Source organism: Nocardiopsis dassonvillei subsp. dassonvillei DSM 43111 (assembly GCF_000092985.1).
GTDB classification, from domain to species: Bacteria; Actinomycetota; Actinomycetes; order Streptosporangiales; family Streptosporangiaceae; genus Nocardiopsis; species Nocardiopsis dassonvillei.
Genome location: NC_014210.1, coordinates 2,009,294 through 2,027,928, shown reverse-complemented (window position 1 = coordinate 2,027,928; position 18,635 = coordinate 2,009,294). Strand labels below are relative to the sequence as shown.

Sequence of the window (18,635 nt, the reverse complement as noted above, 5' to 3'; positions counted from 1 at the left end):
GACCGCGCTGAGGCGAGGGCCCGGCCCCGGGTCAGCGCGGTGGAGTCTCCTGGACCCAGGCACGGGCGTCCAGGCACAGAGCGTCGCCGTCCACCGTGAAGGTCTCCCGCCCGCCCCCGTCCCGGTCCACGCGGGCGCGACCGGTCCCGTCGAAGGCCGGGGTCCGCACCCGGAGCCGGACGGGGTCGGTCGCGGTCAGGACGCGCATCCGCCACGGCCCGTCCCCGTCCTGGCCGGGAACGGCCAGGTGCACCATGGCACCGGCTTCGCGACGGACGCGCCCGTCGGTGTGCTCGGCCGTGTAGGAGACCATGCGCAACGGGGCCCGTTCCGGAAAGTCGGTGACCTCCTCGGGGGCGACGGAAACGGGCGGGGTCTCTCCCCGCGCGAGCAGTTCGTCGCGCACGCCGCGAGCCAAATCCCCGGCGTCCGGAACGCCCCTGAGCAGCAGCTTCCAGTCCGCCGCCAGCTCGGTTCCGCCGCGCCGGAGCCACTCGGCGGTCAGGGACCGGAAGGCGGCCTCGCGCCGCCGCGGCGACAGCGCCCCCGCCGCCAGGACGTCCCGCCCGGCCCCCTCCAAAGCACGGCAGTACGCCCCCACCGGCACGCGCGCGACCTCGCCGGGGTAGCGGACCCGGCGGATCATCAGCATGGCCCAGCGCAGGAAGGTCGCCGCGCCCCAGGCGGAGCCCTCCACCTTTCCCTTCTGCGGCGGCCGGGCGGGACGGAACCCGTCATCGCGGGGCGGGGTCCGCGCGTCGGCGCGGCGACCGGCCCCCGACAGGTGCCAGGAGCCGTCGTCGAGCCGCAGCGAGCCCGCACGGGCCCGCAGTACTCCCCCTGCTCCCAGGCCGACCACGACCCCGTCCGCGTCGGAGTCCAGGCGCACTCCGTGCGCCGAGTCGGAGTCCACGTCCACCTCGGTCAGGTCCTCCAGGTGCACGTCGAGCGTGGGAGGGCGGCCTGGAGCGCCGTCGCCGGGGTCGTAGGAGCGGGCCGGTTCCAGGGTCAGGAACCCGCACAGGCGGGCGCCCTCCCGTTCGATCCGCACGTGGCGCAGGCTGGCGGCGCCGAATGCGTAGTCGCCCGCCAGGGCGGCCAACGCCTGCGGCGTCCACCGGGAGTACGCCGGACGGACCTCGCCCCGGTAGTCGCGGTAGGGCCTGTCGAAGTACACGGGCGGGGGCTGGACGAGCGCGTCGAGACGGTGCCCGCACAGCGCGGCCTGCTCCACCATCCAGTCCCAGCGCGTCGGCCTCAGGAGCGCCGTCCACTCCAGGGCCGCGCGGGCGCGCCGTTCCCGTTCCGGCCCGGTCCGACCCGTCGCGGCCCGGAACAGGGGCACAACGGCGTTGTCCCACAGGTCGGAGACGGCCCGGACGGTCTCGCGGTCGAACGTGCGCGCGTCGCGGGCGGCCTCGGCGATCTGGATAACGGAGCGGTCCACCAGGGCGCCCAGCGCGGCGAGGGCCGGTTCGTCGGACCGAGGGGGTTCGGGAGGTCGGGGGTCCATGACCGAACCCTGGCACAGGGCCTCGACACGGGCTCCACCGGCTACCGGACGGTGAGCTTGCGCTCCCGGGGGTCGAAGGCCACCGACCTGGCGTCGGAGCGCAGGGCCCGCACGATCGCGTCCACCACCTCGTCCACGGGGTGGGGTTCGGGCAGGTTCCCGGGCGCGGTCCCGGCCAGGGGGCGGTCGGCGAGGCCGGTGTCCATGTGCGGCGCGCGCACGTCCAGGGCCGCGACGTGCCTGGCGCGGTAGTCCGCGCGCGCGGCGGTCAACCAGGCCGACAGGGCGGCCTTGCTGGCCGAGTAGGCCGCCATGCCGTGGGTCGGGTACTCGGCGGTCACGGCGGTGACCGCCGCCACCGCCCCGCCGGGCTTGACCGCGTCGATTGCCGCGCGCAGCATCGCCATCGGCGCGAGCGTGTTGACCTGGAACATCTTCTCGACCGCGGCGTTCTCGATGCCGCCCTCGGAGTCGGGGCCGGTGTCGAAGGCCACGACGCCGAAGGCGATGACCAGTCCGTCCAGACCGCCCTGTTCCTCGGCGGTGCGGCGCACGAGCGCCGCGCAGCCCTCGGTGTCGGCCGCCTCGAACACGGCCGTGGAGGACCCGTCGAGTTCCCGCGAGAGCGCGTCGAGCGCCTCCTCGTCGCGTCCGGCGAGGACGACCCGCGTGCCCTCCCGGTTCAGTGCCCTGCTGATGTGCCCGCCGAGTACGCCCGTGGCCCCGGCCACCAGGACTCGGGCTCCCTCAAGATCCATACGGCCAGTATTTCCGCAGGTGGCGGGGGGACCGGTCACCGACACGCGCCCCCGGGCACTGGTGCGGCCCCTCCGCCGGAGCGCCCCGGCGGCCAGCGGTACGCGGCGGTAGGGCCAGTGGCGGGACGCCCCGAGGCCGAACGTTCACACGAACAGGAAGGCCGCCAGGACCACCGCCAGCAGCACGACGTAGGAGACCGCGTGCACCCGGTCGGGCACCCGGCCCACCAGGCGGCGGGTGACGGCGATGGCGGGCAGCGACCCGGCGAGCAGGAGGGCCCCGGCCACGAGGTCCACCGAGCCCAGGTGGCCGGGACCCGCGCCTCCCCCCTCGCCGAACAGCGCGTACACCGCCGTGCCCGCCACCGCGACGGGAAGGCTGAGCGGATTGGCCATCGCGGTCGCCTCCCCCATCGGCAGGCCCCGGCGGCGCAGCAGGGGCACGGTCATGACGCTGCCGCCCACCCCGAGGAAGCTGGTCACCGCGCCGATGGCGACCCCGCCCGCCGTGGTGGTGCGCCGCCCCAGCAGGCGGGGCTCGGCGTCGGGGTCGTGGGTCAGGAAGCCCTTGCGCAGGAGGGTGTCGAGCAGGGTGACGGCGATGTAGGCGATGAACAGCACGCGCTGGGCCCCTCCCCCGACGACCGTGGCGACCAGGGAGCCCAGCACCGCGCCGACGCCGATGTAGGCGGCGAGCGGCCACACGTAGTCGCGGCGCAGCCGTCCGGCCCTGCGCTGGGAGAGGGTGGCGCTGAGCGCGTTGACGACCATCACGGCGGTGGCGGTGGCCACGGCCACGGCCATCGGGTCCACGCCGGGGTCGGCCTGGGCGCGGGTGACGTAGTAGACGACGGGAACGACCACGAAGCCGCCGCCGAAGCCGAACAGGACGGTGGTGACGCCGGTCAGCAGGCCCAGCGCGAGCAGGGGAAGGACGAAGGTGAGCACCCGGACCACGTTAGGCAGACAGTGGTTGGCGCGCTTTCGAAAGAACGCCACTGTCCTTCGCGCAGCGGACAACACCGGTAGCGTCCACCCATGCGTAACATCCCCGTCGCCGAGGTGGACTCCATCGACCGGCCCGTCCTGGCGATCGGCACCGACTACCCGCCCGAGCACGTGCTGCCCGCCCACCGGCACCGGCGGGCGCAGTTCCTCTACGGGGCGACGGGGGTGATGCGGGTCCAGACCGCGGACGGGGAGTGGACCGTGCCGCCGCACCGGGCCGTGCTGATCCCGGCCGGGACCGACCACCGAGTGGTCATGACGGGGGTGAGCACGCGCAGCCTGTACCTGGAGCCGAGCGCGGTCGCGTGGTTCCCGGGGCGCTGCCAGGTGGTGGAGGTGTCGCCGCTGCTCAGGGAATTGTTGCTGACGGCGGTGGACCTGGAGCCGCGCTACTCCCCGCACGGCAGGGACGCGGCGGTGTTCGCGCTGGTGCTGCACGAACTGCGTCGGCTCGTGCCGTTGCCGCTGGATCTGCCGCTGCCCGGGCACGAGGGGTTGAGGCGGATGTGCGAGGAGTTCCTCGGGGCGCCGGACGTGCACGATCCGCCCGCACGGTGGGCGGGACGGTTGCACGTCAGCGAGCGGACGGTGCACCGGCTCTTCCGGGCGGAGACGGGCATGAGCTTCGCGCGGTGGCGGCAGCGGGCCTGCGTGCTGCACGCGCTGCCGCTGTTGGCCAGAGGTGAGCCGGTGACCAGGGTGGCGATGGAGTTGGGGTACGAGAGCCCGTCGGCGTTCTCCACGATGTTCCTGCGCGTGCTGGGGTCATCGCCCCGGGACTACGCGGCGGGACAGTGAGCGGCCCCGCCCGGTTCGTCTGGGCGGGGCCGGTCGTGTCTGTGGACTACTGGGCGCGAACGGCGCTGACCAGGGCCGTCCACTCGACGGTGGGGGTCGCGAGGTGGCCGAGCGACCGGTTCTGGGTGTCGCGGACCAGGACGGCCGCCTGGTCACGACGGGCCTCCACGCAGTCACCACCGGTGCCGTTGCTGTAGCTGGACTTGCTCCAGTCCTCGGTCATCATGCGATCATGCCTCGAATCTCGTCCATGAGAAATCCGTTCACGTGCTGACGCTACCGACCGCGTACCGCACCCAACAGGGCCGTCCACTCGGCAGCCGGAGCGGCCAGGTGGCCAAGCGATCGGTTCTGGGTGTCGCGCACTAGGACGACCGTCTGGTCGCGACGGGCCTCCACGCAGTCGCCGCCCTCGCCGTTGCTGTAGCTGGACTTACTCCAAGCCTCGGTCATCATGTGATGCTGCCTCGAATCTCTTCCATGCGGGACCGTGACGAGGGCACCGGCAGGGCGGCGCTCCTCAGCTCCGCGAATATCCGGTCGTAGCTTGCCACAACGTCCGGCTGCTTCAGTGACACCCCTGTCCTCTGGCTTTCGATATAGGCGAATGTGCTCGAATCAGGCACGTCGATCAGCCTAAAGGACCCGAACAGACCTGGATGTCCCTCGGTCGCGATCGGCACGATCTGGAGGTTCACTCGCGGGCGATAGGACTGGTCAATGAGGTGATCGATCTGTTGCTTCATCACCTCCGGCTTCCGGAACCGTCGCAGCAGCACCACCTCGTCCAGGAGCACCGTGATCGTCGGCGGGTGGGGCCGGTCCAGGATCTGTTGTCGGTACTTCCTGGCCTTCACGATCTGGTCGATGGCCTCCGTGGTGGCTTCGGGGTTGGAGAGTTCACTGATGGCCCGCACGTACTCCTCGACCTGGAACAGTCCAGGAACCAGACCGTAGGAGTAGTCGCGGATCTTGAGAGCCATCTGCTCCGCCTCGGCCACCTCACGGAAGTACGCGGTCACCCCAACTCCGGAGAACACCGCGTCCCACGCGTCCACGAGCATGCCCCGGGCGGTAAGGGCTTTGTCGAGTCGTACTACTGGATCTCTCCGTGTCCCCTTTTTCCCGCGTTCCAAATCGCTGACGGTGCTCTGTGACACCACGGCCAGGGCAGCGAGTTCCTGCTGAGTAAGACCCGCCTGACCTCGGAGTTTGCGGAGCAACTTGCCGAAACGAAGCTGTGCAGCCTTGTCGGCATCTTCTTCTTGCACCATCACACCACCAGGCCAACCAAAAATATCGCTGGCCATAGAAGTTTTACCGTCTTAGGTAATAAGCATAGCGCCAAAGGCAGACCAGTTGGCAAGGTTCGTGACGAAGCAAATACAGAAAGCTTCGCAGCCCATATCGGGCCAAATATCTACAAGGGCATGAAAAAGCCCCGGAGACCGAAGGTGAGAGCGATCTCCGAGGCAAGGTGCCCCACCCCGAATAGACCGAGGTGAGACATGAACAAGCCTATCGTCCAGGCCCCGACGCTTCCACGCCGACTGTGCGGAACCGCCACCAAATCAGGCATTCTGCTCGGCCCCGAACTCGGCCACGTCAGGATCGCCCGCCGCTGGGCCGCCCAGGCCACCCGCTCCCGGCCGAGCCTGGCCGAACCCGTCGGCATCGCCGTCTCCGAGCTGGTCACGAACACCCTGCGCCACTCGGCCTCCGGACTCCCCGGCGGCACCATCCGCGTGGAGATCGAACGCACCTCACGCCACCTCGAACTCCGCGTCACCGACAACGGACCCCGCCCCGGAGAACAACCCAGCTTCCCGGCCGTGCCCGACCCCGAGCCCCTGCGCCCCAGCGGCAACGGGCTGCGCCTGGTCGAGGCCCTGTGCTCCTACTGGGACTGGAAGCAGCACTCCTGCGGCGCTATCACCGTCCGCGCCGTCTTCCCCTGGTAGCCCGCTTCCCGGCAGGCGAGCCCTTCCAGGCTCCGCACCACCCGACCTGTCCCCCGGGCCGGTGCGGACGGGCCGATGCGGAAGGCACCGGCCCGAAACCCCGCCTCCTCCTTCCCCGGGGAGGCGGGGCCACCCAATCCACAACTCACACAACACCGGACACGGAAAGCCCCTCATGCCCGACTACAGCTACCTCCTCGACGGCCGCCCCGACGTCCTCACACCCAGCGAAGTCGCCCAACTGTTCAACATCCGCCCCCGCAGCCTCCACCGAGGCCAATGGGACAACGTCCTCAAACCCTTCCGCACCCCCGGCGGAGCACGCCGCTACCCCAAAGAACACATCGCCACCCTCCTCAACCAGCCGGATGAGTCCGCCCCCGCCCCCTGAAACCGTCAGGCCGTCGCGGTGCGCACGAGGGTGTCGTAGGTGTCGGTGGTGCGTTCCAGGGCCACGTCGAGCCCTCGCGCCCACGCGTCGAGTTCGGCCTGGGCGGCCAGGCCGTCGCGGTCGTCATCGACCACCAGTTCCAGTTCGACGAAGACGCCCAGGCCCTCGACCAGGTCCACGCACACCCCGATGGGCCCTGTGGTGCCGGTGCGACGGTGCTTGACGATGCGCACCGTGGGTTCGTAGCCCAGCGCCAGCAGGGCCCCGTGCATCTGCTCGCGGTCGGCGACGATGGTCTCGTACTCCACGCACTCCATGGCGTTGGCTAGCGGGGTCTTGGTGGTGAGCAGGTGCACGCTGCCCTGGGTGCGCACACGGGCGAAGGTGTGGCCGACCTGGCCCAGCTCCGGCCGCCAGCCAGCGGGGGCGTAGGCCTGGTCGTCCTGGTAGACAGGGTCGCTCATGCGCACCCCGGCCTGTTTGAGCGCGGCCAGCAGCGCTTCGAGGTCGGCCACCCGGTACTTCGTCTCGATCTCCCGCACCACAGGCCCCCTCGCGTCTCGGCACCACCGTCCCGGCGAGCGTACCGAGACCGCGCCCCACCAGGCGGGAGTTTCCCAAGACAGGCCCATCCCCGCCTGCGCGGGGCTCACCTCACCGCCACCCAGTCCGCCGCCACCGGCAGCGGTCCATCCCCGCGTGCGCGGGGCTCACCGCGACCACCGCAAGGCTCTGCACAAGCATGGCGGTCCATCCCCGCGTGCGCAGGGCTCACGTCCATGCGCGGGTCGCTGCGCCTACCCCACCACCCTTCCCGAGGAAAAAGCCGCCGACCTGACCGACGGTTAAGCCGCAGAAGGTGATGAACAGGGCGGGCCCACGCCTATGCAGTGACAGGGCCCTTCCGCGAGACACCTTACCCCGCAGGGGTTCGCGCCTACACTGCCCTCATGGCGAAAACCCTCTACCTCGTCGTCTCCGGCGCCCCGGCCCCCGAGGGTATCCCTGACCTCGTGCGTCGCTTCCAGGGTGACGGCTACCAGGTGGTGTGCTTATCCACCCCCACGGGTGCCCGGTTTCACGACCCGGCAGAGCTGGAGGAGCTGACCGGGGAGCCCGTTCGTGTGGAGTACCGCATGCCTGGCACCGGAGCGGGCCTGCCGCCGGCCGACCTCGTGCTCGCCTGCCCGCTCACGTTCAACTCGGTGAACAAGTTCGCCAGCGGCCACGCAGACAACTTCGCGGTGGGGCTGCTGTGCGAGATGGTCGGCTACGAGGTACCCACCGTCGTCGTCCCCCACTGCAAGCCCCAGCTCGCCAGCCATCCGGCGTTCCAGGCCAGCCTGCGAACCCTCAGCAGCATCCCCGCCGTCACCCTCGTCTACGACGACAAGGCCCCCTACGAGTCGCGCATGCCCGCATGGGAACACCTGCACCGAACCGTTCGCACTCTCTAGCTGGGAGGCCCAGCGTGGACGCAGCCACCAGAGGCCAGATCATCCGCTCGCACCGCCGACGACGCGGCTACAGCCAGACCGTACTCGCTGGTCTCGTGGGCCGCTCCGAGTCCTGGCTGTCCCAGGTCGAACGCGGCAAGCTCCCGGTCGACAGCCACGAGGTGCTGTCGAGGCTCGCGGACGTGCTCCGCCTCCCACTCGACGAGCTCACCGGAACCACCGAAGAGACCATCCCTGTGCGCTATGCCCCTGCCGACGCCATCGAACGCGCCATGATGCGGTACACCTCCCTGGAGGTGATCGTCGCTGAGACCGGCGGCACCCCTCAGGCTGTTGATGTGGAACGCCTGCGCGCCGAGGCCCACCACACCTACGCCGCCTACCAGGCCACCCGGTACGCCGAAGTAGGCCGCCGCCTCCCCCGCCTCATCCGCGATGTCGAGGCAGCCGCGCGCTCACGCGGCGCAGACCGCCCAGCCGTGTGCTCGGCCAGGGCGATGGTCTACAACACGGCCGCCGCCGTCCTGCGGCGTGTCGGCGCGAAGGACCTGGCATGGCAGGCCGCCGACCGGGCCATGTCCGCGTCCGAGTGGGCCGACGAGACCCTGCTGGCCGCCGTCGGCGCCTACCGGCTGTCCTACGTTTTCATCAGCCGTGGCAACCCCGACGTGGCTGCGGAGCTCGCGATGGGAGCGGCGCACGCCCTGGAACGGCGGATGCGCCCCGGCACCCCGGAAGAGCTGTCGGTGTACGGGGGGCTGCACCTGGCGGCTGCGACGGCCGCCGCGGCCGAGTACGACCGGGCTGCGGTCCCCCGGTTCCTGGCCCAGGCCCAGCGGGTCGCCGACCGGCTGGGCCAGGACCTGAACTTGCACGGAACGGCGTTCGGGCCAACGAACGTCGCCATCCACACCATCAGCACCAGCGTCAAGACCGGAGACGCGAAGACCGCGGTCGCCGCAGGAGAGACCCTCGCCGTCGAGCACCTGCCCGCCGGGCTCGTCGGCCGCCGTGCCCAGGTGCACCTGGACGTGGCGTGCGCCTACGCCCAGACCCGTCAGGACGCCGCTGCCGTCAACACGTTGTTGGAGGCGGAGCGGATCGCCCCGGAGCTGGTGCGGCACGACCCGGCGACAGGGAGGGTGCTGACAGAGCTGCTGCGCCGAGAACACCGCCGATCCACCCCTGAGCTGCGGCCGTTGGCCCAGCGCGCCGGGGTCAGCTGACCCCGTCCCCGCGAAAGACCCGCAGAAAACTGCGGGTCTTTTACCTTTCCTGGGCTGCGAATCTGCGCGGGCTCCGCGACTTACCGTCAGAGCGCACCAGCCGAAGGAGGGCCACCATGGGGCAGGACCAACGCACGCAGGGGAGCGCATTCGAGCGCCTCGCGGCCGACCATAGCGGCTGGACGATCAACCGCGAGCCCCGATCCGCCAGCCCTTCGGTGTGGGCCGCTACCCGCGGCACCGAGCACCTGGTGGCGCCGACCGCCGCCGATCTGCTCGACCGGCTGGAGGGCCAGGAGCTGGCCCGCCTTCAGGCCGAGTACGGCGGCCGGTACTCCATCCGCCACTCCCGCACGCTGTGGATCGCCACCCTCCGCGTTGACGACGGCACCGAGCCCACCCTGATGTGTGACACCTGGCCCGAGATGGAAACGCGGATGCGCACCCCGGGCTCATGGGGGCAGGTGCCTCGCACGCGCAGGCCCCGGTGAGGGTCCCGGCGCCCGGGGGACCGTGCCCCTGCTCCCCTGCGGCGGCCGACTCCCCTGGAAGAGGTCGTAGCCATGTTCCGGGTGACCAACAAGACCGTCCGTCGCTGGGTCCGGACGGGCAAGCTGACCTCGGTCCGCACCTTGGGCGGACACCGCCGTTACCACGAGGCCGAAGTCCGCGCGCTGCTCAACCAATGACCCCCACACGGTCGGAGTCGCGTCCCGGCCGCGCGGGCTCCAAACCATCCCCCCGTAACCCGGCCTCTGAGCGCCAGGGCCCACACAAGACCACCCTCACAGGGTGGCCACGGGGCCGCTACCCAGCTGGGGTGTGCGGCCCCTCTGAGCACCGCATGGCCGGGCGCACATGCTGCCCATCCTGCCCGGCCGCGCGGGCCGCCTCTCCGACCGAGAAAGGAGGTACTCCCGATGGCGGTATGCAGCGGATGCGGCGGACCCGACAGCGGAAAGCAGTGCGAAAAGTACGAATAGTGCACCACACACAGCCCTTGCCCTTCGGGCAATAACAAGTGGTGGCCCTGCACAGGGATCACCACTCTCCACGCACCACAAGGAGAAGCATGAACGACTTCACTCCCCCACCTCCAAGCAAGAGCGAGCAGGTGAGCGGCCTGTTCCTCGCGTCCCCGCGCGCCGTCGTGCCAACCCCGGCGCAGAGCCACGAGTACAAGAAGTGCTCGGGCAGCAGCGACGCCGCGCACACCTACGACACCAACCGCCGGTAGCAACTTCCACCTGTTCCGCTGAACGCACGCCCTGGAGCACTCCGTGTTGCGATTGCAGTTGACCCCCTACAGCGAGCATCCGACCTGGCACTGGTCCGGGGCGTGCTACAGCACACTCGACCAGCGCAGCACGGTCATCCCCTTCGACCACCCGATGATCGAGCACCTGGCCGCGACCGACGGCTACCGGACCCTGATCGTGGTCCGCGAGCGCGTCGCCGACCGCCCGGCCTGCGACCCCGGTGTCCGGGCCCTCACCCCCGCCGAGTACGACCAGGCGCGCGACGCCGTCACCGACTGGCCGACCGACGTCGTCCTCATTGAGACCGAGCCCGGCCTGCCGGTGCGCGTCACCGCCGGGGCGGCCCGGACCACGCCCCTGTACCTGGCCGTCGATGACACGACCCTGACCGGGTCCTGGGACATGGCCGACCTTCGCGGCCACGCCACCGGCATCAACCCCAAGGAAGCCGCCCGGCTGCTGATCTACCGGCCCCGGTACTCCGCCGAGACCCTTTACCAGGGCGTGCACCGGCTCACCGAACGCGCGACCGCACACTTCGGCGGGTCCCTGTGGATCACCTACCCCGAGCCCGCCCTGCACCGGACCCCCCGCGAGCTGGCACCGGACGCCGATGTCCTGGGCGCGTTCATCGCGACCATGGACACCGCGATGGACCGCCGCCCCTGGGCGCACGACACCACCCTGTTCCACCTGACCGGCGGGTTCGACTCAGGCACCGTGGCCACCCGCGCGGCCGAGCGCCACCCCGATCGGTTCCCCACCGCCACCCTGCTGATCGACGGCCCGGGGCGCGCACAGCAGATCCGGCGCCGTGCCGAGATGCGCTCCCGCGTGCGCTTCGCCAACCCCGACATCACCCTCGACGCCATGGAGCACCCACCGCTGGCGCCCGGCTGCCGGTGGGTGAGCGGCGACGTGGTCAACCCCTACGAGGACCCGCTACACCACCCGTTCACCCTGATGGCGCACGCCATCGCCCAGACCGGCGCCCGCACCGTGGTGACAGGCCTGGGCGGGGATGAGATGGTCGCCCTCACCCAGGAGGAAGAGCCCCACCAAGGGCTCGGCGAGATGACCGACGCCCTGGTCCTGCCCTGGGTCGGGCCGCGCGCCCGCGCCGTGTTGGAGTTCGCCGACGACGGCATCGCACCCCCAGCGCGGGTCAACTCCATGACGCTGCTGTCGCTGGAGAGCGCCGCGCCCACCCTGCTGCGAGAAGGGCTGTGGCCGGTACACCCGTTCGCCGACCCCGACATGGTCGGACTCGGCGAGCAGCTTCCCTTCGCCTGGCGAGAGCTGAAGCAGCTTCAGCGGAAGCGCATGGCCGCGCTCGGCATGAGCGACGACGTCGTGCACCCGGCCGAACGAGAGTCCTTCGCGGAGGTCATCCAGCACGCCCTGATCTCCCATGCGCCGCCCCTGTTCGCCCGTATGCTGGCCGACGGGTCGCCCCTGTTCGATGACGGGCTGGTCGACCCCGATGGGCTGCGGGCCGCGGCCGAGCGGCTGACCGCCGAGCACTACCAGGAGGAGCGGGAGTCGAAGCTCCTGGAAGTCCTGAGCCTGCACCTGTCCGCGACCGCCTTCCTGCGCTGAGAGGATCCCGACCATGTTCACCATGCGTCCCGCCACCGAGGCCGACACCAGCGCGGTCGCGTCGGTCATCACTGCTCGCTGCGACTGGATGGAGGAGCGCGGACTGGAGTCGTGGCGCGAGGCCGTCGCTGATCTCGCCGGGCAGGCCGCGGCCGGGTTCATGTGGGTGCTCGAAGACGAAGACCGGGTCGTCGGGTGCACGACGGTGACCGAACACGCGCCGCCGAAGGACTGGACCCCCGATGAGGCCGACGAGCCGAGCCTGTACCTGTTCTCCACCTGCACCCACCCCGACTACCGGGAGCACAAGCCGGGCACCCTGATCGACCTGTGGGCGGTGGACCGGGCGGCGCGAGAGGACCGCCAGTGGGTGCGGCAAGGGTGCTTCTTCCCCGAGCTGGCGAAGTACTACCAGGGGCAGGGGTTCACGCTCATCCGCGAGATGGACCGGACCTCGGGGCACCTGTACCTGCTCGCGCGCCGCGCCGAGCGGATCGACCTCGGTCAGCTCGGCATGACGGAGAACCCCGCCGTCTGACCTCGGGCACAGCGAACAAACCCCACCTCCCTCTCGGTAGGTGGGGTTCTCTGCGTCCGCCGCCCCGAGAACACCACGCTTCGCCACGAACGCACAGTGGCCACTCACGGTCACCGGTCCATCCCCGCGTACACAGGGCTCACGTCGCCGAAGAGGCCGCCATGCAGATGGCCCGCGGTTCATCCCCGCGTGCGCGGGGCTCACTCCCATACGCCTCTGAGTTCCACGCTGACGGCCGGTCCATCCCCGCGTGCGCGGGGCTCACGTGGGGGGATTCTGCGGTGAGGAGGTCGATGTCGGTCCATCCCCGCGTGCGCGGGGCTCACCCCGCCCCGGCGTCCAACGCCACCACCATCATCGGTCCATCCCCGCGTGCGCGGGGCTCACTCAGCGTCCACGCCCAGCTTGCGCTGGAGGGGCGGTCCATCCCCGCGTGCGCGGGGCTCACGAGACGACGATGGGAGCGTCAGCGGGGGTCGCCGGTCCATCCCCGCGTGCGCGGGGCTCACTGCATGCCCAGGACAGCGGCGATCGCGATGGCCGGTCCATCCCCGCGTGCGCGGGGCTCACTAGGTCGGCGGGGCGTGTGCCCCTGTCGATGGCGGTCCATCCCCGCGTGCGCGGGGCTCACCGTGGCCCGGACGATCTCGGCTTGCGTCATCCCGGTCCATCCCCGCGTGCGCGGGGCTCACGTGATCGACCTCGCCGGGTACGTGGCCGCGCACGGTCCATCCCCGCGTGCGCGGGGCTCACGCGATGCGGTAGGGACCGACCGGCTGGCCGTACGGTTCATCCCCGCGTGCGCGGGGCTCACCCCGACCCAGCGATGGCGTAGGCGAACTCCTCCGGTTCATCCCCGCGTGCGCGGGGCTCACGACACGGTTGGTAGCCGGGTGGTCTGTCGCCCCGGTTCATCCCCGCGTGCGCGGGGCTCACACCGAGATTGACCTGTACCTCTCGACCTGCGGCGGTTCATCCCCGCGTGCGCGGGGCTCACGTGGGCTCCCCCGCACAGACGGGCATGATGCTCGGTTCATCCCCGCGTGCGCGGGGCTCACGCGGTGACCTCTCAGCCCTCAGTGGGCTGAGCCGGTTCATCCCCGCGTGCGCGGGGCTCACGAATCGTCACCGGCTACGAACCCCGTCAATCCCGGTTCATCCCCGCGTGCGCGGGGCTCACAGCGGCAACCTGAGCAGGGGGCTGGCCGGGATCGGTTCATCCCCGCGTGCGCGGGGCTCACCCCGCCGCCGGTGAGCCTCAGCTGATGAACGCCGGTTCATCCCCGCGTGCGCGGGGCTCACAGAGACAGCAGTAGGGCCAACGGGGGGCAAGTCGGTTCATCCCCGCGTGCGCGGGGCTCACAAGCGCGAGCTCTACACGCCCGACGACGTCACCGGTTCATCCCCGCGTGCGCGGGGCTCACTGGATCTTGCGGGTCTCGGACGCGAGCATGGCCGGTTCATCCCCGCGTGCGCGGGGCTCACTGGAGCAGGTACACGTCCGTGACCCGCCCCGGCGGTTCATCCCCGCGTGCGCGGGGCTCACTGGAGCAGGTACACGTCCGTGACCCGCCCCGGCGGTTCATCCCCGCGTGCGCGGGGCTCACTCCCGCCGCGTCTCGGGGAGCATCGACGTGCGCGGTTCATCCCCGCGTGCGCGGGGCTCACGGAGCACGGGTCACCGGACGCCGGGGGGTGAACGGTTCATCCCCGCGTGCGCGGGGCTCACCGAAGACCGACCACCATAGACGTGATCAGACCGGTTCATCCCCGCGTGCGCGGGGCTCACGACCGGTCGTTCGACAGAGTGAAGGCGAGTGCGGTTCATCCCCGCGTGCGCGGGGCTCACCGGGGCGGCGGTTCCCTGGAGGACCTGCTGCCCGGTTCATCCCCGCGTGCGCGGGGCTCACGCTTAACGACCTGCGGCAACGCGGGCCGTTATCTCGCCGCAACCTTGGCCCTGGACATGCTGAGCACTCCCGGCTTCGACGTACATCCTCACACAGTGCACGGCGGCGCTCATCCCCACTACCGCGCCGGGCACACAGGCTTTCCATGCCTGGGCTGCGGTCGCAGGCCCCCGGCCCGGAGAAACAGCCCTGAAGAGCACTACGAGCAGGATGAGCAAGACGAGAAAGTCAGGGCGATACGGAGTGATCCCAGTGCTGCTCCAGGGCCGCACACCCCACCCGGCAGGAATCCTGACCAGCGACGGCTTCCAGGACAAAGCTCTCCAGACCCGGGAACCCGGCGCCCCGCAGCATCCGATAGGCGTGCCCCAACTCCTCACCCAAGGCACGATCACCGCCGCCGGTGACGGTGCCGTCCGGCCACACGTACGCCCACGCCTGCCCAACACCCATCCACACGATCCGTCCGGGCTCACCCCGGAAGGGCCTCAGCCCTGTTCCCAGACGGACCCCGGGCATCATCAACATCAGCTGGGTCATCATCCCCGAGCCGATGAGTTCCACCGATCCGACGGGAAAGTCGGCAGCCGGAGTCGGTTGCTGCCCGAGGCCGGGGAAGGGAAGGTCGCCCGGGCGCTGTGTGCGGTCGCGCATGAACGCGGCCTCGCGCACGAACGGCCCCGACCCGCGCCCCTCGCGAACCGCAAGGGCGACGATCGGCGTGCTGTGGGCGGCCGGGTGCGGACTCCAGGGAAGCACGAGCACCGCGCCCTCAGCGGCGGCGAACCACCCGTCCGGTATCCGGGTCGCCGCGCAGGTGGCGATGACCGCGTCGTACACCTCCCCGGGAGGCGGCTCGGCGGCGGTGCGGACGGTGACGCCGGTTCCGGTCAGCCGTTCCCGGGCCAGCGCAGCCACACCGAGGTCGATCTCGATGCTGGTGACAGACCCCTTCTCCCCCACGAGGGCGGCCAGGATCGCGGCGTTCCACCCGGTGCCGGTGCCGACCTCCAGCACCCGCATACCCTCGCTGATTCCGGCCGCGGCGATCATGTCCGCCATCACCTGGGGCGCTGACGACGAGGAACTGGGCTCATTGCGCGGCCCCGGACCGCCGTCGTTGGCCTGGGTGGTAACCGCGTCGGAGCCGTACACCAGACGCGTCCACCGGCCAGGATCGGAGGTCCGGTGCAGGGGCAGGCCGGTCGCGTCAGGCCAGACCATGTCGGGGATGAACAGGTGGCGGGGATGGGCCGCAAACGCGTCGCGGATCGTGGCGGTGGTGTCCAGGCGCTCCACCAAGGCGGTGTGGAGCGCGTCGAGGTCATCCATCACGTCTCCCCCGTTCCCCTGCAACCGCTGCACGTGACCACCTGGCGGTGTGTCCGACCGCCACCGCTGCCATCTCCGTCGGACTCGACCACTACGGTGCCTTCACCTTTACACATGGAACACTGGGCCACGGGTGACTCCTGTCAGCGTCGGGGGTGCTGTTGGTCCACCCGAGCGCCAGGAGATGAGTGCGGGTGTGGCCGATTGGCCTTCCCCGCCTGTCCCGTCACGGCTACGGTGAGCATCCATGGAGACCTCCACAGACCGCACCCGTATCCAACCGTCCGGGATCTGCCGCCGGGGCCGCCACCGGTGGCGGCACGACCCGCCGGACGGGAAGCGGTTGCTGTGCACCCGGTGCAAGTCGATGTCGATGACGAACTACGGCGCGTGCCGGGAGGATTGTGTGGACTGCCACCCCCCGGCCGACGAGGTCGAGGGTCAGTAGTTCTTCGCGCTGATCGCTCCGCATCGGCTGCACTTGGCCGTGCCGTTGGGGCCGGATTGCCAGTCGTGCTGGCCCGCTGGGCAGTTGCCTGACATGACCACCTCCACACGGAGATGTACCCGGTAAGGATGTACGGGGTCGTGGCCGAATGCGGACAGGGGCGTCCGTGCGGGTCGGGTGTCCCTGTCGCGCTCCCCGGAGCCCGGTTCGCCTCCGCGTGCGCGGAGCTGCGGAGCTAGGGGAAACACTCTTGGCCTCGACGTACATCCTCACCCAGCACACGACACCACTCACCACTCACCACTCACACCAGTGCGTCCGCGCGGACGGCCCGGGTAGGAGAACCACGCGGAAAGGCGGACGTTTTTCGCGCCACACCGCCGCCGCGGCGGGTGCGAACCCCCGCCGTAGGGCACGCTCTGCGGTGGGAGGGATCCGCCTCCCGCAGAACCCGCAGAACACGTCCCGCGACGAGAAGGCAGGAAACCATGGCCGATGACCCGATCCCCTCCCCCAAGGTCGCGGTGGGCGTCGACGGATCGGCGTCGGCGCGCGGAGCCCTGGAGTGGGCCGCGGCGGAGGCCGAGCTCAGGCAGCTACCCCTGTACGTCGTGCACGCCCTGTCCATGCCGCTGGTCATGTCGGTCTACGCCGGTCCCACCCGTTTCCCTCCCACGGAGGAGATGACCGCCCAGGGCCGCCGCATCCTGGAGGAGGCCGCCGAGCACGTGCGCTCACTGCGGCCGGATCTGCGTGTGGAGACCGCCCTGGGGTTGGAGGAACCGCCGCTGGCGCTGCTGCGCCGCACCGGCCACGGGGACCTGGTGGTCGTGGGTTCGCGCGGCATGGGTCCGGTGCGCTCGGTGCTCGCGGGCGCGGCCGGAATGCGGCTGGCCGCCAAGGCGCTCTGCCCGGTGGTCGTCGTCCCCGGCACCGAGGGGCGCGCGCCGCGACTGTCGGGTCCGCTGCGGATCGCGGTCGGCGTGGACGGCTCGGTGGACTCCCGGCGTGCGCTGGACTTCGCCCTGCACCGGGCCGCGCTCCAGGAGGGCTCCTCGGTCGTGGTGGTGCACAGCTGGGAGGTTCCGCTGCCCTTCGCCACCGCCTCCCTGACCGAGTCGGGGTGGACCCCGCCGGACGACCTGCTGGAACGCCAGTCCGAGGAACTCGTCTCGGGTGTGCTGGCCGAGGTGATGGACGACGCCACCGCCGATGTGGACATCTCCGCCGTGCGCACCCAGCGCAATCCGGTGGACGCGCTGGTGGAGGCCGCCGCCGAGGCCGACCTGGTGGTCGTGGGCTCGCGCGGCCGGGGCGGTGTGCGCGGCGCACTGCTGGGCTCGGTCAGCCAGGGCGTGATGCACAGTTCGCCGGTGCCCGTGGTCGTGGTGCCCCGGCACGCGGAGGAGGACTGAGCCCGCGATCAGCCCCAGCCGGTGCCGGGCATGCCGGACATACCGGCCATGCTGGGCATGCTGGGCAACAGGCCACCCGAACCGACGCTCTGGAGCTCCTGCTCGACCGTGCTCACCACTGAGCAGCTGCTGCCCTCGACCTTCGCACCGGGCGAGAGCAGCACCAGGGGGCTGCCGCAGGAGGGTTCCGTGGTGGGCTCGGCGGTGGCCTCGTCGGCCAGGGCGGGGGCGCCGGCCAGCCCGGCCAGGGCCAGGGCGGCGGCCGCGGTGAGGGCGGCACGCGTCAGTGTCATGGGCACGGGGAGGGTTCTTCCTTCTCGGATGGAGGCCCGCGGACGGGCCAGGGCGACGGAACACATCCAGTGTTTACCAAGAGTAGTTATATTGCAACTCTTGGTAACTACACGTAGCGGCCAACCGAGCCGGAAAAGGGAAAAGCCCCCGCGCGACCGGGTCGCGCGGGGGCTCCCGCGTCTCGCCGGACCCTCTCGAATCCCCCGATAGCGGAGGTCCGGCGCGGGCCGGTCGCGCCCACCCCCGTAGGCGCCCGACCCCGCACCCGCGCCGTGTCCCCCGGACCTCGTGGCCTTGACGGCCGCCCCCGTGGTCCGCGGGGTGCGCAGGTGCACACCCTCCTGTCTACCCGGCCTGCCTCGGGTAAACATGGGCCCGCCCCGCCACCCGCCGTGATCAGCGGGCGCCACGAGCCCCGATACCGCCCCACCAGGGACAACGTCTCCCGGTGGATCACACACATTCCACGGCGCGTCCCGTTCGCGCGCCGGTACGCGTCACCGCCTCCGGGACGACACACCCAGCGTTCTGGACCAGCGCGCGCCCGTGCGCTTCGTCACGGTCTCCTCACCCCCACTGGACTTTGTCCTACACTGAGCCCCGTGTCCGATAAAGCCCGCTTCCTGCGCATGGTGCTCATCTCCATGTCGCTGACGAGCACCGACGACGGACTCTGTCGCCGCCGGTGCCGCGACGGCGTGCGCTGACCGGGCCCCGTCCCCCTCCCC

At 71.0% G+C, this 18,635-nt stretch carries 21 protein-coding genes and 1 CRISPR repeat array; of the genes, 12 read left to right on the top strand and 9 right to left on the bottom strand.

The annotated features are described in order from the left end of the window. Positions 1 to 31: 31 nt before the first annotated feature. The 3 genes from NDAS_RS08225 to NDAS_RS08215 all read right to left on the bottom strand — a co-directional run bounded on the left by NDAS_RS08225 (position 32) and on the right by NDAS_RS08215 (position 3,228). Positions 32 to 1,513 carry a hypothetical protein gene (locus NDAS_RS08225; protein ID WP_013152693.1) on the bottom strand — a complete coding sequence of 494 codons (1,482 nt, stop codon included), beginning with the start codon at positions 1,511 to 1,513 and terminating at the stop codon, positions 32 to 34. 41 nt (positions 1,514 to 1,554) lie between these two features. Next, a complete protein-coding gene (locus tag NDAS_RS08220) occupies positions 1,555 to 2,271 on the bottom strand; it encodes an SDR family NAD(P)-dependent oxidoreductase (protein WP_013152692.1) in 717 nt (238 codons plus the stop codon). Positions 2,272 to 2,415: 144 nt separating this feature from the next. Next, positions 2,416 to 3,228 carry a sulfite exporter TauE/SafE family protein gene (locus NDAS_RS08215; RefSeq protein WP_197724878.1) on the bottom strand — a complete coding sequence of 271 codons (813 nt, stop codon included), beginning with the start codon at positions 3,226 to 3,228 and terminating at the stop codon, positions 2,416 to 2,418. An 81-nt stretch (positions 3,229 to 3,309) separates the two neighbouring features. Here NDAS_RS08215 and NDAS_RS08210 point away from each other — a divergent pair, with 81 nt between their 5' ends. Continuing rightward, positions 3,310 to 4,077 carry an AraC family transcriptional regulator gene (locus tag NDAS_RS08210; protein ID WP_013152690.1) on the top strand — a complete coding sequence of 256 codons (768 nt, stop codon included), beginning with the start codon at positions 3,310 to 3,312 and terminating at the stop codon, positions 4,075 to 4,077. A 46-nt stretch (positions 4,078 to 4,123) separates the two neighbouring features. Here the strand turns inward: NDAS_RS08210 and NDAS_RS08205 are convergent, their stop codons facing one another. The 3 genes from NDAS_RS08205 to NDAS_RS08195 are packed head-to-tail and all read right to left on the bottom strand — an operon-like array spanning position 4,124 to position 5,387. After that, positions 4,124 to 4,303, bottom strand: coding sequence for a DUF397 domain-containing protein (locus tag NDAS_RS08205; protein ID WP_013152689.1), 180 nt, complete (start codon positions 4,301 to 4,303; stop codon positions 4,124 to 4,126). Between the two features lie 50 nt (positions 4,304 to 4,353). After that, complete coding sequence (locus NDAS_RS08200; protein ID WP_013152688.1) at positions 4,354 to 4,533, bottom strand: DUF397 domain-containing protein; 180 nt, start codon at positions 4,531 to 4,533, stop codon at positions 4,354 to 4,356. After that, the gene (locus NDAS_RS08195) at positions 4,530 to 5,387 is read right to left on the bottom strand and encodes a helix-turn-helix domain-containing protein (RefSeq protein WP_232051651.1); all 858 of its coding nucleotides are present in this window, start codon (positions 5,385 to 5,387) and stop codon (positions 4,530 to 4,532) included. The genes NDAS_RS08200 and NDAS_RS08195 overlap by 4 nt, the downstream gene beginning before the upstream one ends. Positions 5,388 to 5,585: 198 nt before the next feature. Here NDAS_RS08195 and NDAS_RS08190 point away from each other — a divergent pair, with 198 nt between their 5' ends. Beyond that, positions 5,586 to 6,038 (top strand): ATP-binding protein, encoded by a 453-nt coding sequence (locus NDAS_RS08190; protein ID WP_013152686.1) that lies wholly within the window; start codon positions 5,586 to 5,588, stop codon positions 6,036 to 6,038. A gap of 175 nt (positions 6,039 to 6,213) precedes the next feature. Continuing rightward, entirely contained in the window at positions 6,214 to 6,429 is a 216-nt protein-coding gene (locus NDAS_RS08185) for a helix-turn-helix domain-containing protein (protein WP_013152685.1), read from the top strand. Positions 6,430 to 6,434: 5 nt separating this feature from the next. Here NDAS_RS08185 and NDAS_RS08180 read toward each other — a convergent pair whose 3' ends face one another. Further along, a complete protein-coding gene (locus NDAS_RS08180; RefSeq protein WP_041553104.1) occupies positions 6,435 to 6,971 on the bottom strand; it encodes a class IV adenylate cyclase in 537 nt (178 codons plus the stop codon). Positions 6,972 to 7,379: 408 nt separating this feature from the next. Here NDAS_RS08180 and NDAS_RS08175 point away from each other — a divergent pair, with 408 nt between their 5' ends. The 7 genes from NDAS_RS08175 to NDAS_RS08150 all read left to right on the top strand — a co-directional run bounded on the left by NDAS_RS08175 (position 7,380) and on the right by NDAS_RS08150 (position 12,508). Continuing rightward, the gene (locus tag NDAS_RS08175; protein ID WP_013152683.1) at positions 7,380 to 7,886 is read left to right on the top strand and encodes a flavoprotein; all 507 of its coding nucleotides are present in this window, start codon (positions 7,380 to 7,382) and stop codon (positions 7,884 to 7,886) included. A 14-nt stretch (positions 7,887 to 7,900) separates the two neighbouring features. After that, positions 7,901 to 9,112, top strand: a complete 1,212-nt coding sequence (locus tag NDAS_RS29540; protein ID WP_013152682.1) for a helix-turn-helix domain-containing protein — start codon at positions 7,901 to 7,903, stop codon at positions 9,110 to 9,112. A 116-nt stretch (positions 9,113 to 9,228) separates the two neighbouring features. Next, the gene (locus NDAS_RS29205) at positions 9,229 to 9,603 is read left to right on the top strand and encodes a hypothetical protein (protein WP_013152681.1); all 375 of its coding nucleotides are present in this window, start codon (positions 9,229 to 9,231) and stop codon (positions 9,601 to 9,603) included. Positions 9,604 to 9,639: 36 nt separating this feature from the next. Further along, entirely contained in the window at positions 9,640 to 9,801 is a 162-nt protein-coding gene (locus NDAS_RS08160) for a helix-turn-helix domain-containing protein (RefSeq protein ID WP_041552569.1), read from the top strand. A 383-nt stretch (positions 9,802 to 10,184) separates the two neighbouring features. Beyond that, positions 10,185 to 10,349 (top strand): hypothetical protein, encoded by a 165-nt coding sequence (locus NDAS_RS28865; protein ID WP_013152679.1) that lies wholly within the window; start codon positions 10,185 to 10,187, stop codon positions 10,347 to 10,349. Positions 10,350 to 10,392: 43 nt separating this feature from the next. Then, complete coding sequence (locus tag NDAS_RS08155) at positions 10,393 to 11,970, top strand: asparagine synthase-related protein (RefSeq protein WP_013152678.1); 1,578 nt, start codon at positions 10,393 to 10,395, stop codon at positions 11,968 to 11,970. A 13-nt stretch (positions 11,971 to 11,983) separates the two neighbouring features. Continuing rightward, positions 11,984 to 12,508, top strand: a complete 525-nt coding sequence (locus NDAS_RS08150; protein ID WP_013152677.1) for a GNAT family N-acetyltransferase — start codon at positions 11,984 to 11,986, stop codon at positions 12,506 to 12,508. A gap of 114 nt (positions 12,509 to 12,622) precedes the next feature. Further along, positions 12,623 to 14,418: direct repeats of the CRISPR family, unit length 29 nt; unit sequence CGGTTCATCCCCGCGTGCGCGGGGCTCAC. A gap of 228 nt (positions 14,419 to 14,646) precedes the next feature. On the opposite strand, the gene NDAS_RS08145 is transcribed toward NDAS_RS08150, so the two are convergent. Further along, on the bottom strand, positions 14,647 to 15,750 hold the full coding sequence (locus NDAS_RS08145) for a protein-L-isoaspartate O-methyltransferase family protein (protein WP_041553102.1): 1,104 nt from the start codon (positions 15,748 to 15,750) through the stop codon (positions 14,647 to 14,649). A 247-nt stretch (positions 15,751 to 15,997) separates the two neighbouring features. On the opposite strand from NDAS_RS08145, the gene NDAS_RS08140 reads away from it, so the two are divergent. Together NDAS_RS08140 and NDAS_RS08135 are read left to right on the top strand one after the other, a co-directional pair. After that, positions 15,998 to 16,198, top strand: a complete 201-nt coding sequence (locus tag NDAS_RS08140) for a hypothetical protein (protein WP_013152675.1) — start codon at positions 15,998 to 16,000, stop codon at positions 16,196 to 16,198. A 488-nt stretch (positions 16,199 to 16,686) separates the two neighbouring features. Continuing rightward, on the top strand, positions 16,687 to 17,613 hold the full coding sequence (locus tag NDAS_RS08135; RefSeq protein ID WP_013152674.1) for a universal stress protein: 927 nt from the start codon (positions 16,687 to 16,689) through the stop codon (positions 17,611 to 17,613). Positions 17,614 to 17,621: 8 nt separating this feature from the next. Here NDAS_RS08135 and NDAS_RS08130 read toward each other — a convergent pair whose 3' ends face one another. After that, positions 17,622 to 17,906, bottom strand: coding sequence for a hypothetical protein (locus NDAS_RS08130; protein ID WP_013152673.1), 285 nt, complete (start codon positions 17,904 to 17,906; stop codon positions 17,622 to 17,624). Positions 17,907 to 18,635: the final 729 nt, after the last annotated feature.